Genomic DNA, 15,156 nt, shown 5'->3' with positions numbered 1-15,156 from the left:
GCCAGCAAGTATTTTGTTGACGAAACATTCGTCAGCGAAATATCGTCTCGCCCATGATGCACCGGCTTCTGATCGGACGTTGTCTGTCAGCCCTCGCCACCGCCCTCATCCCGACGACGCTCACGCTGGCCGTCCTGCGGGCCGGCGGCGACGGCGGGGAGCTGGGGATCGTGCTGGCGAGCGAGCTGATCCCGCTGCTGGTGCTGCTGCCCGTCGGCGGGGTCCTGGCCGACCGGGTCCGGCCGGGACGGCTCGCCCTGGCCGCCGACCTGGTCCGGTGCCTGTCGCAGGCGGCCATCGCGGCCGAGCTCCTGCTGGGGCTGAACCGGCTGCTTGACCTGGCCCTGCTGTCGGCGGTGGCGGGGGCGGCCATCGCGTTCGGCAGCCCGGCCGTGCCGAGGCTGGTGATCGCGGTGGTGCCCGGTCCGGAGCGGCTGCGGATGAACGCGCGGATCGGCGTGGTGACGAGCCTGTCCAGCGTCGCGGCCCCGGCCATCGCCGGGACGGTCACCGTGGCCGCCGGTCCGGGGTGGGCCGCGGGGCTTACGGCGGTGTTGTTCGCCTGCTCGGCGTTGACCCTCGGGGGTGTCCGAACGACACCCGGCGTCGCCGGGGCGGCGGTCCTGCCGGACGAGAGCCGGACACCGGGGAAGTCGGGCGCGCCGGGAGGGGCCGGGGTCGCGAGAACGGCCGAAGACCACAGGTCCACCGAGGTTGCGAGGAGGGCTGCCGGGATCCTGAGGGCGAGCGGGGCCCGGGGTCCGAGGAGGGCTGCCGGGATCTTGAGGGTGAGCGGGGTCCGGGGTCCGAGGAGGGCTGCCGGGATCTTGAGGGCGAGCGGGGCCAGCAGTCCGAAGAGAGCGGCCGGCGGTCAGGAGCCCGAGCCGGTTCCCGGCGCGAGCGGACCCAGGCGAGGCGAACCGCAAGGGGAGCGGGCCTCGTTCCGGGAAGACCTCGCCCAAGGCTGGCAGGAGATCAAGGCACGCCCCTGGTTCCTGGCCTGCGTGCTCGCCCACGGCGTCTGGCACCTCGTCGCCGGCCTGTTCCTGACCCTCGCCCCCGTGACCGCCGTGCACCACCTGGGCGGCGAGACCGCCTGGATGGTGATCGTCCAGAGCGGCACCGTCGGCTTGGTGCTGGGCGTGTTCGCCGCCCCCCGGCTGCCCGTCCGCCGCCCGCTCGTGGCGGTGCAGGCCGGCGCCGCGTGCTACCTGCTGCCCATGCTGGCCCTGGCCGTCCCCACCCCCGCCCCGGTGCTGGCGGGCGCGTACTTCGTGGCGATGTTCGGGCTGGGCCTGCTCAGCCCGCTGTGGGAGACGGTGGTGGCGGAGGAGGTTCCGGAGCGGGCGCTGGGGCGGGTGCGCTCGTTCGACCAGCTCATCTCGTTCGCGTCGCGGCCGCTGGGGCTGGCGGTGGCGGCGCCGCTGGCGGGGGTGACCGGGGTGACGGCGCTGGCGGTGACGGGCGGCGTGCTGGTCGCCGCCGCCAACCTCATGGCGATCGTCTGGCAGCCCCGCCGCCACGATCGAGCGACGGCGGGACGAAGCCGCGAGCGTACGGGAACGGTCAGGTGAGCGCGGCCTCCCGCACCACGCCATCACTGATCTCCAGCACCCGGTCCGCCAGCGTGATCAGGCTCGGGTCGTGCGTGGCCACCAGCGCCGTGACCCCCTCACTCCGTACGAGCGCCCGCAGCAGCTCCATGATCTGCCGCCCCGTCTGCGAGTCGAGCTGCCCCGTCGGCTCGTCGGCCACCAGCAGCCGGGGCCGGTTGGCCAGGGCCCTGGCGATGGCCACCCGCTGCCGCTGCCCCCCGGACAGCTCGTACGGCCGCTGGTTGACGTGCTGCTCCAGCCCCACGAGCGCGAGCAGCATCCGTACGCGAGCCTCGCGCTCCTCCACCGGCGTCCGGAGCAGCCGCATGGGCACCCCCACGTTCTCCGCCGCCGACAGGACGGGGATCAGCCCGAACGACTGGAACACGAACCCGACCACGTCGCGGCGCACGGCCAGCAGCCCGTCCTCGGACAGGGACGTGATCTCGCGCCCGTCCACCACCACCCGCCCGGCGTCCGGTCTGTCGAGGCCGCCGATCTGGTTGAGCAGGGTCGTCTTGCCCGAGCCGGACCGGCCGCGGACGGCGACCAGCTCGCCGGGCTGCACGGAGAACGACACGTCCCGCAGCGCCACGACCTCCTTGGGCCCGGTCCGGTAGACCTTGCGCAGCCCTTCCACCACGACCAGGGGCGAGTCAGTCATTCGAGGGCTCCTCTCGGGCGGGCCACACGCCGATGTGGTCGGATTCGAGTTCCAGGCGCACCCGGCGCTCCATCTCCAGGGCGTTCATGAAGTCGCGGGGGAGCTGCAGGCGTCCCACCCGGTCGAGCACGGCGTACTCCTCGGCGATGATCTGCCCCTCGGCGCCCTCGCGCCGCAGCGTCTCGCTGCTGGTGCGCCCGTCGCGGATGCCCACCGTCCGGTCCACCTGCTCCGACACCAGCGGGTCGTGCGTCACGATGGTCACGGTCACGCCCAGCTCCCTGTTCGCCTTGCGCAGCGCGTCGAACACCTGCTCCGACGTCTCACTGTCCAGCTCGCCCGTCGGCTCGTCGGCCAGGATGAGCTGCGGGGAGTTGGCCAGGGCGACGGCGATGGCCACGCGCTGCTGCTCACCGCCGGACATCTCGGGCGTCCTGCGGCCGGCGCAGGAGGCGACGCCGAGCAGCTCCAGCAGCTCCAGCGCCCGCCCCTTGCGCGGGGTGCCCGCCAGCCTCATCGGCAGCTCGACGTTCTCCCGGGCGGTCAGGTACGGCAGCAGGTTCCGCGCCGTCTGCTGCCAGATGAACCCCACCACGGACCGCCGGTACCGCAGCCGGTCCTTGGCGCTCATCGACAGCAGGTCCATCCCGGCCACCCTCGCCACGCCGGCGGTCGGCACGTCCAGCCCGGACAGCACGTTGAGCAGCGTCGACTTGCCGGAGCCCGACGCGCCGACGATGGCGACCAGCTCACCCTTGTCGATCACCAGGTCCAGGCCCTGCAGGGCGACGACCTCGACGCCTTCGGTCTTGTAGATGCGGACGAGGTTGTCGCAGACGATGTGCGCGTCGCCGCCGAACGCGGCGGCCGGCCGCCTGGCCTTGGCTTCCAGCTCTGACAGGGTCGGGTTCATGGGAGGTCTCCCACTCGGAGTACGGCGCCGAGGCTGCGGCGCCGGCTGATGGCGGTGTGCGCGTACGCGCCGAGCACGGCGACGGCGGCCAGCCCGGCCGTCAGCGCGCTGGGCAGGAACAGGTCGAGCGAGTAGTCGCCCACGGGCAGGTCGCCCGCGTACGACGACAGGTCCACGCCGGGCCCGAGTGCGGCGGGCAGGCCGAGGCCCAGGCCCAGGCCGACCAGCGCGGTGACGACGATCATGGGCAGGATCTCCAGCACGGTCAGGCGCTGCGCCTGCCGCTCGGACAGGCCGAGAGTGCGCAGGAACGACACCGCCAGCGCCCGCTCGGCGGCCCCGATGACCAGTGACAGGACGACGGCGATCAGCGCGTACGCCGCCAGCGCGACCGTCACGATCACGAGCGTCCAGCGCACCGTGCTCGTCAGCGGATCGTCCTGGATGGCCCGCAGAGCGCTCTCCTGGGAGGTGACGATGGCCGAGGGGACCAGCCGCGCCAGCTCGGGAAGCGCGACGTCGCCGCCGATCAGCAGCGTGTTCACGGCGGGCCGCGTCTGCACGCCGATGGGCACGATCAGGAACTTGCCCTGGGTGTGGAAGCCGGGCACCGACTCGATCACGCCGCGGGTGGCCAGCTTGACCCGCGACTGCCAGCCCATCTCGAACGTGCCGCGCCCGCGCAGCTCGGGCGAGACGAGAGCGCCGTCGGACAGCGGCGGCAGGCCGACGGGGGCGCCGACGAGGAGCCGGCGCCACTGGGCCACGTCCACGGCGATGGCCTCGGCCCGCTCCGCGCCGTACCCGATCTGCACCCGTCCCGTCTGGGCGAGCACCACCTGCTCGACCCCGGCCAGGCCGCGCACCCGCTCGATCACCTCGGCCGGGATCTCGCTCTCCGCGGTCACCTTGATCGGCGCGCCCACCTGCTGCCAGGACGCCGTCCGCTGCGTGGTGGCGATCCCGTCGGAGACCACCGCCGCGAACACCGACACGCCCAGCGCGGGCAGCAGGATCAGCACCGGCAGCAGGCTGCCGGCCCGCGCCCTGGCCGCCCTGGTCAGCCCGAGGAACGGCACCGCCGCCCGGCCGCGCGAGGTCAGCCGGACGAGCAGCCGCAGCGGGTACGGGTAGCAGCGCAACGTGATCAGCGCCGCCGCCGCGGTCAGCGCGACCGGCACCACGAGCAGGAACGGATCCTGCCCGCCCGACGCGCTGAGCCCGCGGGCCCGCAGCAGGTACGCCCCCGCCGGCGCGAGCACCACGACCAGCACCTCCAGCGTGATCCGCTTGGCGGAGGGCCGGGCGGTGGCCACGTCGCCCCGCGAGCCGTGCAGCGGCGTGCGGTGCACCAGCGCCGGCCGCACGGCGGCGAACCCGACGGCCACGGCCACCACGATCGCCGGCCCGGCGTGCACGATCGGCAGCACGGGCCCGGGCACGAGGAAGGACAGCGCGTACCCGAGCAGCGCGGCGGGCGCCACCGCCAGCCCGGTCAGGGCCGCGGCCGTGCCCGCGACCTGCGGCAGCGACCCGCCGCGCGCCCGCGCCAGGGTCAGCGTGTGGTCCAGCTTGTCGGCCAGGAGCTGCACGGCCAGCACGATCACGCCGAGCGCGACCGTCAGCAGTCCGCCGAGCACCAGGTACATCACGGTCTGCGCGGTGGACAGCGCGGCCAGGAAGTCGCCGAGCAGCTTGGACAGCGCGGTCTCGACGCGGTACGGGCTGCCGGTGGTCTGCAGCCCCACGACCCGGTCGAACTCGGCGGCCGCCGCCCGCAGGCCGGGCACGTCCAGGGCGTTCGCGGCCCGCGCGTCGAGGGGCAGGACCCAGCGGTAGGACAGGTTGCGTCCCTCGCCGCTGAGCGCGGTCAGCCCGGCGTCGGACATCAGCGTGGTGATGTGCTTGACGTGGTCCTGGCCACCGGGCGGCTGCTGCTCGATGACGTGAAGGATGTCGGAGTCGTGCGACCAGTAGCGGGCGCCGGGGTCCTTGGCCCGGAAGACGCCGACGATCTTCACGGCGGCGTAGTCGTTCTCGCCGAGCATGATCGTCTGGCCGAGCTTCAGGCCCATCTCGGGCAGGGCCTCCTCGACGACCCCGACCTCGAAGACGGGGATCGTCTCGCCCTGGTAGGCGCTCGTGGCGGGCGCGCCGGGCGCCCGCCCCTGGACCCAGTCCACGCGCCGGTCGGCGTCGGAGAGCCAGCCCAGGTTGACGTACGCCCCGCCGCTGGTGCCGGTGATCGGCGTGAGCGTGGTCTTGGCGCTCATGTGGCCGGCGCCGGTGGTCAGCGGGCGCAGCCCGGCGGGCAGGATCTCGCGCCAGAGCCGGTCGCGGGAGTCGAACTGGGCGCGTTCGCGCAGGTCCTCGTTCTGCCCGTGGGACTCCACGGTCACGGTGAGGTCGGTCTGCACGGCCGGGGCGGTGGTCAGCGCGCGGCGCAGGGCCTCGTCGTACGAGGTCTGCATCGCCCTGGGCAGGCCCGCGACCAGCAGGCACGCGCTCAACGTGAGCACGAAGAGCACGGCCACCGTGCCCAGGTGCACCCGGGCGAGCAGCCAGGTCCTCACTGTTCCTCCCGGAGGCCGTGCCCCTGACGGCGCACGTTGCGCGCCAGCCCGGCGACGATCGCGAACAGCAGCGCCGCCACCAGCGCCAGCATCAGACCGGTGACCGCCCACGGGATGTCGAGCACCACCCCCGGCGTGACCGCCGCGGCCTGGCCGGTCAGCACGATGTGCGGCACCACCAGCACGCCGACGACGACCGCCAGCCCGGTGCCCGCCGCCAGCGACAGCCCCACCACGAACGCCTGCTCCACGGCCAGCATCCCGAGCACCTGCCTGGAGCTCACCCCGAGCGCCCGCAGGATCGCGAACTCCGCCAGCCGTTCCCGCGCCGCGACCGTCGCGTTGACCAGGAACCCGAGCACCGCGAACACCAGCGCCGCCATGAACCCCAGCATCAGCGCCCCCTGCAGCCCGCTGGCCAGCGGGTCGTCGCGCAGCGTGGCCGCCAGCGCCCGCTGGTCGAGGGCGGTGACGTCCCACCCGGGGTGGCCGCCGAGCGCGGACACGGCGGCCGTGGTGTCGCCGGCGGCCAGCCACCACTCGGTGGCGGGCCTGGGCAGCCGCGCCGCGGCCAGCTCGTGGGTCTGCATGGTCGCCCAGTCGACGAGCACGGCCTGCTGCCCGGCCGCGGTCGTCGGCATCGTCTCCACCACGCCGACGACCTTGACCGGCATGACCCGGCGGTCGATGGACGCCTTCCCGCTCTGCCCGACGCCCAGCTTGAGCGAGGCGGCCAGGTCTGCGGTGAGCACCACGGGCATCGGGCCCGGCTCCGGCTCCCGTACGAAGGGGGTCATCGTGTCCCCTTCGACGCTCATCGTGAGGGAGGGCGCCGGCACCGGCTGCCCGTCGGCGGTGACCGTTTCGAGCGTCAGGCTCGCGGGGCTGTCCTGCGCGCCGGCGACCAGGCCGAGCAGCGACACCGGGTACGTGACCGTCCCGCTCCGTCCGGCCAGCGCGCGCAGGTCCACCTCGATCCGGTTCGTGCCCGGCTTGAGCATGCCGAGCGACACGTCACGCCAGACGCCGAGCCCGTCGGACAACACCAGCCGCAGTGGCACGTCCGCGCTCGCCTCGGCGGTCAGGCCCAGCCTGGCAGGCCGCCCCGGCAGGGCCAGCCCGCGCGCCCGGTCGCCGGGCAGCGCCCGCGACAGCTCGCCGACGCTCTGCGCCGACAGGTCGGGACGCAGGTGGAACAGCTCGCCCAGCTCGGCCGCGTCGAGCGCGAGCAGCGTCGCGTTCTCGCCGCTCACGTCGGTCTGCCCGCGGAAGCCGGGCGAGGCCGCGGTGACGCCCGGCAGCGTGGCGAACGCCGTGCCGCGCCCGAGCGCGCCCAGTTCGGGGCCCTCCGCGGGCCCGGACAGCCGCAGGTCGGCCCCTGCCTGGTGGCGGGCCTGGTCGAGCTGCGAGGAACGCCAGGTCGAGGCGGTGGCCAGGGAGACGATGCCGATCGCGATCGCCATCGTGAGCAGCAGCGCGGGGCCGGCGTACTTGAGCGGCCGCCTGCTGACCTGCCACGCCCCGAGCGCGGGGGCGAGCGCGGGCCGCCTGGAGGTCACCCGCTCGGCCAGCCGCGACAGGCGCGGCACCAGCCGCAGCCCCAGCATGCCGCCCGTGAGCAGGGCCAGCGCGGGCCCGGAGATGATCAGCGGATCGATGCCCAGGCCGCCGGCCGCCGTCACGGTCACGGGCGCGCCGTAACGCTGGAGCTGCCAGATCGCCAGCCCGGCCACGACCAGCAGTGCCAGGTCCGCGCCCGCCCGCTCGATCAGGCCGCGCCCGCCGCCGCGCCCGCGCGCCGACTGCTCCTCCACGTACGTGCGCCGTGCCCCCGCCAGCGCGGGCAGCACCAGCAGCACGGCCGCGGCCAGCGCCACCCCGAACGAGACCAGGTACGTCCCCGTGTCGGCCACCGGCGCCAGCCGCACCCCCGAGGCCCTGATCCACGGAAGCCGGTTGACCAGCGCGAGCAGCGGCGGCCCCAGCAACGGCGCCACGACCGCGCACGGCAGCGCGACCAGCAGCGCCTCGCCGCCGGCCAGCGCCGCCAGCCGCGTCGTGCCCGCGCCGCGCGAGCGCAGCAGCGCCACCTCCATGCGCCGGTGGTCGGCCAGCAGCCGAGCGGTCAGCATCAGCGCGTACGCGGCGAGCAGCAGCAGTTGCAGCACCGGGATCAGCATGGTGGAGCGGGCCACCAGGGAGGCGGTGTCGAGCTGGGTGAGCATGCCGGGCAGGTGGCTCGTGGCCACGCAGCTCGCGCAGCCGGCCGCTTTCAGCCGCTCCTCCACCCCCGCGATCGCGCCGGCCAGCGGGCGCAGCTGCTCAGGGGTGAGCGCGCGCAGGTCGGGCACGGCGGTCCAGGTCGCGTTGACGTTCGTGGCGAAGCGGGCCAGGAAGGTCTCGCGGGGCACCATGAGCGGTCCGTACGTGGTGAAGTCGCCGCGCTCCAGGCCCCTGCCGAGAAGCTGCTCGCCGGCCCAGCGCTCGCCGGACGGGTCGTTGAGCTGGAAGACGCCGGCCACGCGGACCCTGACCGGCCGGGGGTCGAGCCGCCCCCGGATGGTGAACTCCTGTCCCGCCTCGAACCCGGCCGCCGAGGCCGCCGGCAGCGAGATCGCCGCCTCGACCGGGTCGTCGCCGGGTTTCGGCCAGGCTCCGGAGACCAGCTTCGCGTGCCGGTCGAGCCCGTCGTAGCTGCCGAACCTGAGCAGCTCGGGCCGCCGCTGGGCCTCCTGGCCCGGCATGGCGTAGGAGTCGGAGCGGAAGCTGGTGGTCAGGGCCGGCTCGCCGGCGTAGGCGCGGGTGAGCTCGGCGCGTACGGACCGGTCGAAGCCGGGGAAGGTCTCAGCGGTCACGGGGGTGCTGATGGTGGCGGCGGTCTGGGCGTACGAGGCCGTCTCCATCGTCCGGCGGACACCTGCGTCGGCGATGGAGGAGGCGTACATGGTCAGCGCCACCAGCGTGGTGGTCGCCAGCAGGATCGAGCCCAGGGCGGCCAGGAGGAGCAGCGGCTCGCTGAACGCCCTCTTGACGACCAACGGCCCCCGCATGTGTCCCCCTTCACCCGTTTAGTGCACCTTCGGGCAGGTTAAGGAGCGGGAGCAAGGGATCTTTGGAACGGTGACGCACCCGATACGGCCGTGTGATATCGAAACTGTGACAAACCGCGGCAAAAAAACAACGCCGCACCCCGTGATGGAGGTGCGGCGTTTCAGTAAGCCGAATCGATGCGCTTACTTGGCGCCGGCCAGAGCCGCGGCCTGCTTGGCGATCGCGGACTTGCGGTTGGCGGCCTGGTTCTTGTGGATGACGCCCTTGCTGACGGCCTTGTCGAGCTGACGGGCGGCGACGCGCTGCGCGGCCACGGCCTTCTCGACGTCGCCCTGCTCGGCGGCCTCACGGAACTTGCGGACAGCCGTCTTCAGCGAGGACTTGACTGCCTTGTTGCGCAGACGAGCCTTCTCGTTCTGCTTGTTGCGCTTGATCTGGGACTTGATGTTCGCCACGAAGAAGCCTCGGTGAAAGTCTGAAGTGATGGACGGGGCGCGCGGGCTCGAGAGAGGGCGCGCCACACGCAGTTACCCAGGTTACCAATAACTCAGGCGGCTGCTCAAATCAACGCCAGCGCGTCATGTACTCGCGCCAATCCTCTTCGGTGGCCGCGAAGTCGACGTAGAGCGCCAGGCCGAACCGCTCGCGGCGGCCGTGGTCCGAAAGTGCCAGCCTGGCGCCCTCGGCGGCCATCGCGACGCTCTCCGCCTGGTCCAGCCATGGTACGCCGTGGTCGTGGTAGGCGGGCGCGCCGATGTAGAGGGCCTTCGAGTCGGGGACCAGGTCCAGCGCGAGGCGGGCCTGGCGGGCCACGTAGCCGCCGTAGAGGGACTGCGAGGGGGTGAACGAGTCGTACGTCATGATCGCCACCTGGTCCACCCGATCGACGACCTGGCGGAAGTAGCCCTCGGACCAGTACTTGTCATGACCCAGGAGCGCCCTGGCGGTCAGGCGCATGCCCAGGTACGGCTCGATCTGCGGGGTGGAGGCGGACAGCAGCTTCGTGTGCTGCCGTGTCCTGTCCAGGAGGTCGAGGAACTCGGTGTCGCCGTCGCCGATGGGCTCGAAGTTGTAGTGGATGCCGTCGTAGCCCTGCTTCATGATGGCGGCGACGCCGGCCAGGACGTTCGCGCGGGACCGGGCGTCGTCGAGGTCCAGGCCGTTCTTGACGGCCTGGCCGAGCCAGGCGGAGATGCGGATGTCGGGCAGGTGTTTCCGCATCCATTGCACGAAATTTCCGGCGTTGGGATATTTGGCGGGATCTAGGCGGCCGTCCCACTCGAAGGGGCCGGAGTGGACGTACACGTCCTTGATGCCTGTGGTGCGCAGCCGTACGGCGAGGCGCTCCACGTCCTGCTCCGTACGGCGGCCGTCCACCCAGGCGTGGCCCAGCCACAAGGCGTCGTTGCCGGTGCTCTTCGCCCAGGCTGCCGGCGCACCGGTAAACTGGATACGGAGCGCCGCGGCGAGGAGGCCGCCCAGCGCGAGCACGATGGCCAAGGCAAGCGCGAGCACGCGCAGGCCGCGGCGGATGACGGTTCGGGCAATCACCCGGGCATGTCACCATGGAAGACTGCTTGTCCTCAACCCTGTCGAAACGGACTTCGGTGCGCACTCAGCCTGGCCAGACCGACCCCGCGTTGATCCGCAACTTCTGCATCATCGCGCACATCGACCATGGCAAGTCGACCCTTGCCGACCGGATGCTGCAGATCACCGGCGTGGTCGACGACCGCTCCATGCGCGCCCAGTACCTCGACAGGATGGACATCGAGCGCGAGCGGGGCATCACCATCAAGTCGCAGGCCGTGCGGCTGCCGTGGGACGGTCACGTGCTCAACATGATCGACACCCCCGGGCACGTCGACTTCACCTACGAGGTGTCCCGGTCGTTGCAGGCGTGCGAGGGCGCGATCCTGCTGGTCGACGCGGCCCAGGGCATCGAGGCGCAGACGCTGGCCAACCTCTACCTGGCCATGAACGCCGACCTGCACATCATCCCCGTCCTCAACAAGATCGACCTGCCGGCGGCGCAGCCGGAGAAGTTCGCCGAGGAGCTGGCGGGGCTGATCGGCTGCGACCCGTCCGACGTGCTCAAGGTGTCGGGCAAGACCGGCGAGGGCGTGCGCGAGCTGCTCGACCACGTCGTGCAGACGATCCCGGCCCCCGTGGGCGCCGCCGACGCCGCCGCCCGCGCGCTGATCTTCGACTCCGTCTACGACACCTACCGCGGCGTGGTCACCTACGTCCGCGTCGTGGACGGCCACCTCGGCAAGCGTGAGCGCATCCTCATGATGTCCACCAACGCCACCCACGAGACGCTGGAGATCGGCGTCATCTCGCCCGAGCCGAAGATCTCCGACCTGGGCCTCGGCGTCGGCGAGGTGGGCTACCTCATCACGGGCGTGAAGGACGTGCGCCAGTCGCGCGTGGGTGACACGGTCACCTCGGCGGTCAAGGGCGCCCAGGAGATGCTGGCCGGCTACGAGCACCCGAAGCCCATGGTGTTCTCGGGGCTCTACCCGATCGACGGCGACGAGTATCCGGAGCTGCGCGAGGCGCTCGACAAGCTCCAGCTCAACGACGCCGCGCTGATCTACGAGCCGGAGACCTCGGCGGCGCTCGGGTTCGGCTTCCGCGTCGGCTTCCTCGGCCTGCTGCACATGGAGATCGTGCGGGAGCGGCTCGAACGCGAGTTCGGGCTGTCGCTGATCTCCACGGCCCCCAACGTGGTCTACCGCGTGGTCATGGAGGACGGCAAGGAGCTGACCGTCACCAACCCGTCGGAGTTCCCCACGGGCGGCAAGATCGCGCAGGTCTTCGAGCCGGTGACGAAGTCCACGATCCTGGCGCCGTCCGAGTTCATCGGCGCGATCATGGAGATCTGCCAGGGGCGGCGCGGCCAGCTCCTCGGCATGGACTACCTGTCCGAGGACCGCGTCGAGATCCGCTACACGCTGCCGCTCGGTGAGATCATCTTCGACTTCTTCGACCAGCTCAAGTCCCGCACCCGCGGCTACGCCTCGCTCGACTACGAGCCGGCGGGCGAGCAGGAGGCCGAGCTGGTCAAGGTCGACATCCTGCTGCAGGGCGAGGCGGTCGACGCCTTCAGTGCCATCGTGCACAAGGACAAGGCCTACGGCTACGGCGTCGACATGGCCAAGAAGCTGCGCGAGCTGATCCCCAGGCAGCAGTTCGAGGTGCCGATCCAGGCCGCCATCGGCGCCCGGGTCATCGCCCGCGAGAACATCCGCGCCATCCGCAAGGACGTGCTGGCCAAGTGCTACGGCGGTGACATCTCCCGTAAGCGGAAGCTGCTGGAGAAGCAGAAGGAAGGCAAGAAGCGGATGAAGATGGTCGGCCGGGTCGAGGTGCCGCAGGAGGCCTTCGTCGCCGCGCTGTCCACCGACTCCTCCGGCGCTGACAAGGCCAAGAAGTAGCCGCTTTTCGGGGCGGAGGCGCCTGAATACCCTGAAAGTATGGAAGTGGTGCAGACGGCGCGATTGGTCCTGGCTCGGGTGATGCCCGATGACCTGGACGCCGTCCACGAGATCCATGCCGATCCGCGCACCAGCGTGTACCACCCCGGCGGCCCCGTCACCGACCTGGAGGCCAGCCGGGCCATGCTCGACCTGTGGCTGGCCGACTGGGACGAACGCGGGCTCGGCTACTGGGCGGCGCGCCTGCCGGGCGACCCGCGCGTCCTCGGCATCGGCGGGCTGCGCCACGCGGTCGTGGACGGAGCCGAGGTGCTGAACCTGTACTACCGCTTCCGGCCGTCGGCGTGGGGGCGCGGGTACGCGGTCGAGCTCGCCCGGGCGGCGCTGCGGGTGGGCAAGGGGCTGGGCACCGTGGTCGCCGTGATCAGGGACGTCAACCTGCCGTCGCATCGGGTGGCGGAGCGGGCCGGGATGCGCAAGGACCGGACGATTCCGTACGGCGGGGTGCCCAGCGACGTCTACGTCGCCTGACCAGGGACGCGGCCGCCCCCTGCACGGGATCGCCAGACGAACCCCGCCAGCACCACCGCGCTCAGCACCCCCTGGGCCACCAGGAAGGGGGCCAGGGCCGCCGGCTGGGAGGCCAGCGCCACGGCGGTCGGCAGGCAGCCGAGCAGGGCCAGGTCCGGGCCGGTGGCCGCCCAGAAGAGCGGCCCGGTCGGGATGGCGCCGCCCGGGGTGTCGATGATCGGCATGGAGTGATCGACGGGAGCGCGCCTGGCCATCCGCAGGGCTCCGGCGGCCAGCGCGGGCGCGGCCAGCGGCCCGAACAACCACCACGCCCCGCCGAGCCCGCCTGCCACGCCACCGGCGTCCGCGAGCCCGGCCGTCGCATCGCCCACGGCCGTCGTGCCGCCCTGGGCCACCCCACCGCCGAAGGCCAGGCCTGTGAGTGCCAGGGCCGTCCAGGCGCCGGCCAGCAGTCCCGGCAGGACCGCGCGAGCCGCCAGCGCCTTGCGAGGGCTCACCCCGGCGAGCCGGGCCAGAGCGGGGTTGTCGGCGTCCCTGCGCGCTCCTGACGTGCTGAGGGACGCCACGGCCAGCGCGCCCCCCAGCACGGCCATCCCGAGGGCGGCAGGAGAGCCGCCGGCCTGGGCCAGGACGGCGGGCAGCGCCGCCGTCGCCGTCACGCCCAGCAGCCGCCCGCGCCGCCGGGCCAGCCGCCGCCAGTCCTGCCAGGCCAGCGCGAACGGCGCGGGCAGCGGCGGCCAGCGCCGGGAGGCGAGCTTCCTGGCCCGCCAGTGGTTGTCCTCGGAGATCCAGGTGAGCGCGCCGGGGTCGAGGGACATGGCCGCTCCGGCCACGTGGCCGGCCCGGGTGGAGGAGGTGACGAGCGTACGGGTGGGGATGCGTTCGAGCGAGCGCCACGCCTGCCGTACCAGCAGGCAGGAGACGACGGCGGCGCCGGAGACGGCGGCCGTGAGCGCGGGCAGGGGAGCGCTCGCCGCGATGGCCAGCACCGTACGGAGCTGCCCGGTCACCGCCACCACCGCCAGCACCAGCAGCATGGCCGTCGCACCGGTCAGCCACAACTTCCAGGACGTGGACGCCTGCCCCAGCACGGCCAGAGCCATCCCGCCCACCGCCGCGGCCACACCGACGACCAGCGCGCCCAGCACCCGCCACACGAGCTGGTCCGGCGCGCCCAGCACGGCCAGCAGCCCCACCCCGAGCACCACCCCCGCCACCACCGCGACGCCGAGCAGCAGGCGCGCGGCCCGGCCGAGCACGTGCCGCCGGTTCAGCGGGGAGAGCAGCAACCAGGAGGCGTCGGCCCCGGGCAGCAGCACGGGCCCGGCGTTGCGGGCCGCGGCCAGGAACCCGGCCAGGCCCAGCGCGAGCAGCGCCACCCCCGCCCCCATGCGCGCGGGCTCGCCGGGCACGGCCAGGCCGGCGAGCACGTCCGACAGGGGCTTGCCCGTCACGGCGATGAGCATGGCCAGGCAGAAGACGGCGACGTAGCGGTCCATCACGGTGGCGGGGGTGCGCCCGCGCGAGCGCAGGTACGCCCGCACCGTACGGACGCCGGCCCCTGACGACCCGCTCATGCGACCACCCCCGACGGGGCGACCTGGCGGCCGATCGTGGCCAGGCCCTGGTCGTGGGTGGCCATGACGACGGTGCCGCCCTCGCCGGCGTACTCCTCGAGCAGGTCCGCGAGCTCGGCGCGGAACTCCTTGTCCAGGCCGCGCTCCGGCTCGTCGAGCAGGATCAGCGTGCTCGGCCGCAGCAGCGTGGAGGCCAGGGAGAGGCGCTGGCGCTGGCCCGTGGACAGGTTCAGCGGCGGCGCGTCCGCCCGCTCCTCCAGCGCGAAGAGCTCCAGCGCCGTGTCCACCGTCATCCTGGCCTGGGCGTGTACGGCTCCCATCAGCTCCAGGTGCTCGCGTGCCGTGAGGCCCGGATACCAGGCCGGCTCGTCGCCCAGCAGCGCCACACGGCCCCAGAAGGCGGCGTCGTCGGCGGGGGGCCGGCCGAACACGCGTACCTCGCCTGAGGTGACGGGCTGCAGGCCGGCCAGGCAGCGCAGCAGGGTGGACTTGCCGGAGCCGTTCAGGCCGACCACGGCCACGATCTCGCCCGGGGCCACGGTCAGGTCCAGGTCGCGGAGCACCGGGTTGCCGCCGAGCTCCACGGTGAGGGCGTCAACACTGATGATCGAGTCGTACACCGTTCGAGCGTATCCACAGGCGCCCGCGAACGCGCACCCGCCGATCACGAACGTGCCTCCGCCGGCCACGAACGGCCTCCGCCGGCCACGAGCGCGCCCCACCCGCCCGCCAGCGCACACCCGCAACCCCCGGATTCGGACCGGAAGTGCGTGCGCGCAAGCGATTCTGTCGGTGCCATCCTCTACCTTCTG

Annotated in this window: 11 protein-coding genes; 3 read left to right on the top strand and 8 right to left on the bottom strand. The window is 73.0% G+C overall.

The features are described from left to right. Positions 1 to 53: 53 nt before the first annotated feature. The gene (locus HD597_RS38680) at positions 54 to 1,574 is read left to right on the top strand and encodes an MFS transporter (protein ID WP_253749029.1); all 1,521 of its coding nucleotides are present in this window, start codon (positions 54 to 56) and stop codon (positions 1,572 to 1,574) included. On the opposite strand, the gene HD597_RS38675 is transcribed toward HD597_RS38680, so the two are convergent. From HD597_RS38675 to HD597_RS38650, 6 genes are all read right to left on the bottom strand, one after another. Continuing rightward, the gene (locus HD597_RS38675; protein WP_253749028.1) at positions 1,567 to 2,259 is read right to left on the bottom strand and encodes an ABC transporter ATP-binding protein; all 693 of its coding nucleotides are present in this window, start codon (positions 2,257 to 2,259) and stop codon (positions 1,567 to 1,569) included. The genes HD597_RS38680 and HD597_RS38675 overlap by 8 nt on opposite strands. Then, positions 2,252 to 3,172 carry an ABC transporter ATP-binding protein gene (locus HD597_RS38670; protein WP_253749027.1) on the bottom strand — a complete coding sequence of 307 codons (921 nt, stop codon included), beginning with the start codon at positions 3,170 to 3,172 and terminating at the stop codon, positions 2,252 to 2,254. Before HD597_RS38670 ends, HD597_RS38675 begins: the two co-directional genes overlap by 8 nt. Beyond that, positions 3,169 to 5,745 (bottom strand): FtsX-like permease family protein, encoded by a 2,577-nt coding sequence (locus tag HD597_RS38665; RefSeq protein WP_253749026.1) that lies wholly within the window; start codon positions 5,743 to 5,745, stop codon positions 3,169 to 3,171. The genes HD597_RS38670 and HD597_RS38665 overlap by 4 nt, the downstream gene beginning before the upstream one ends. Then, positions 5,742 to 8,795: an FtsX-like permease family protein gene (locus HD597_RS38660; RefSeq protein ID WP_253749025.1), complete on the bottom strand. Its 3,054-nt coding sequence runs from the start codon at positions 8,793 to 8,795 to the stop codon at positions 5,742 to 5,744. The genes HD597_RS38665 and HD597_RS38660 overlap by 4 nt, the downstream gene beginning before the upstream one ends. Before the next feature lie 183 nt (positions 8,796 to 8,978). Then, positions 8,979 to 9,251 (bottom strand): 30S ribosomal protein S20, encoded by a 273-nt coding sequence (gene rpsT / locus HD597_RS38655; protein WP_253749024.1) that lies wholly within the window; start codon positions 9,249 to 9,251, stop codon positions 8,979 to 8,981. Between the two features lie 109 nt (positions 9,252 to 9,360). Beyond that, positions 9,361 to 10,347 carry a glycoside hydrolase family 18 protein gene (locus tag HD597_RS38650; protein ID WP_253749022.1) on the bottom strand — a complete coding sequence of 329 codons (987 nt, stop codon included), beginning with the start codon at positions 10,345 to 10,347 and terminating at the stop codon, positions 9,361 to 9,363. A 14-nt stretch (positions 10,348 to 10,361) separates the two neighbouring features. Between HD597_RS38650 and lepA the strand changes: the two genes are divergently transcribed. Further along, a complete protein-coding gene (gene lepA / locus HD597_RS38645; protein WP_372513456.1) occupies positions 10,362 to 12,236 on the top strand; it encodes a translation elongation factor 4 in 1,875 nt (624 codons plus the stop codon). A 39-nt stretch (positions 12,237 to 12,275) separates the two neighbouring features. Then, entirely contained in the window at positions 12,276 to 12,767 is a 492-nt protein-coding gene (locus tag HD597_RS38640) for a GNAT family N-acetyltransferase (RefSeq protein ID WP_253749018.1), read from the top strand. Here HD597_RS38640 and HD597_RS38635 read toward each other — a convergent pair. After that, positions 12,755 to 14,344: a DUF6297 family protein gene (locus HD597_RS38635; protein ID WP_253749016.1), complete on the bottom strand. Its 1,590-nt coding sequence runs from the start codon at positions 14,342 to 14,344 to the stop codon at positions 12,755 to 12,757. The genes HD597_RS38640 and HD597_RS38635 overlap by 13 nt on opposite strands. Further along, positions 14,341 to 14,964, bottom strand: coding sequence for a heme ABC exporter ATP-binding protein CcmA (ccmA, locus tag HD597_RS38630; RefSeq protein ID WP_253749014.1), 624 nt, complete (start codon positions 14,962 to 14,964; stop codon positions 14,341 to 14,343). Before ccmA ends, HD597_RS38635 begins: the two co-directional genes overlap by 4 nt. Positions 14,965 to 15,156: the final 192 nt, after the last annotated feature.

Source organism: Nonomuraea thailandensis, assembly GCF_024172165.1.
Classification (GTDB): Bacteria; Actinomycetota; Actinomycetes; order Streptosporangiales; family Streptosporangiaceae; genus Nonomuraea; species Nonomuraea thailandensis.
This window is presented reverse-complemented; position numbering and strand designations above follow the sequence as displayed.

Excerpts from the sequence above, each read along its gene's own strand:
- HD597_RS38680 (WP_253749029.1), top strand. The coding sequence starts at position 54 with ATGATGCACCGGCTTCTGATCGGACGTTGTCTGTCAGCCCTCGCCACC.
- HD597_RS38675 (WP_253749028.1), bottom strand. The coding sequence starts at position 2,259 with ATGACTGACTCGCCCCTGGTCGTGGTGGAAGGGCTGCGCAAGGTCTAC.
- HD597_RS38670 (WP_253749027.1), bottom strand. The coding sequence starts at position 3,172 with ATGAACCCGACCCTGTCAGAGCTGGAAGCCAAGGCCAGGCGGCCGGCC.
- HD597_RS38660 (WP_253749025.1), bottom strand. The coding sequence starts at position 8,795 with ATGCGGGGGCCGTTGGTCGTCAAGAGGGCGTTCAGCGAGCCGCTGCTC.
- lepA (WP_372513456.1), top strand. The coding sequence starts at position 10,362 with ATGGAAGACTGCTTGTCCTCAACCCTGTCGAAACGGACTTCGGTGCGC.
- HD597_RS38640 (WP_253749018.1), top strand. The coding sequence starts at position 12,276 with ATGGAAGTGGTGCAGACGGCGCGATTGGTCCTGGCTCGGGTGATGCCC.
- HD597_RS38635 (WP_253749016.1), bottom strand. The coding sequence starts at position 14,344 with ATGAGCGGGTCGTCAGGGGCCGGCGTCCGTACGGTGCGGGCGTACCTG.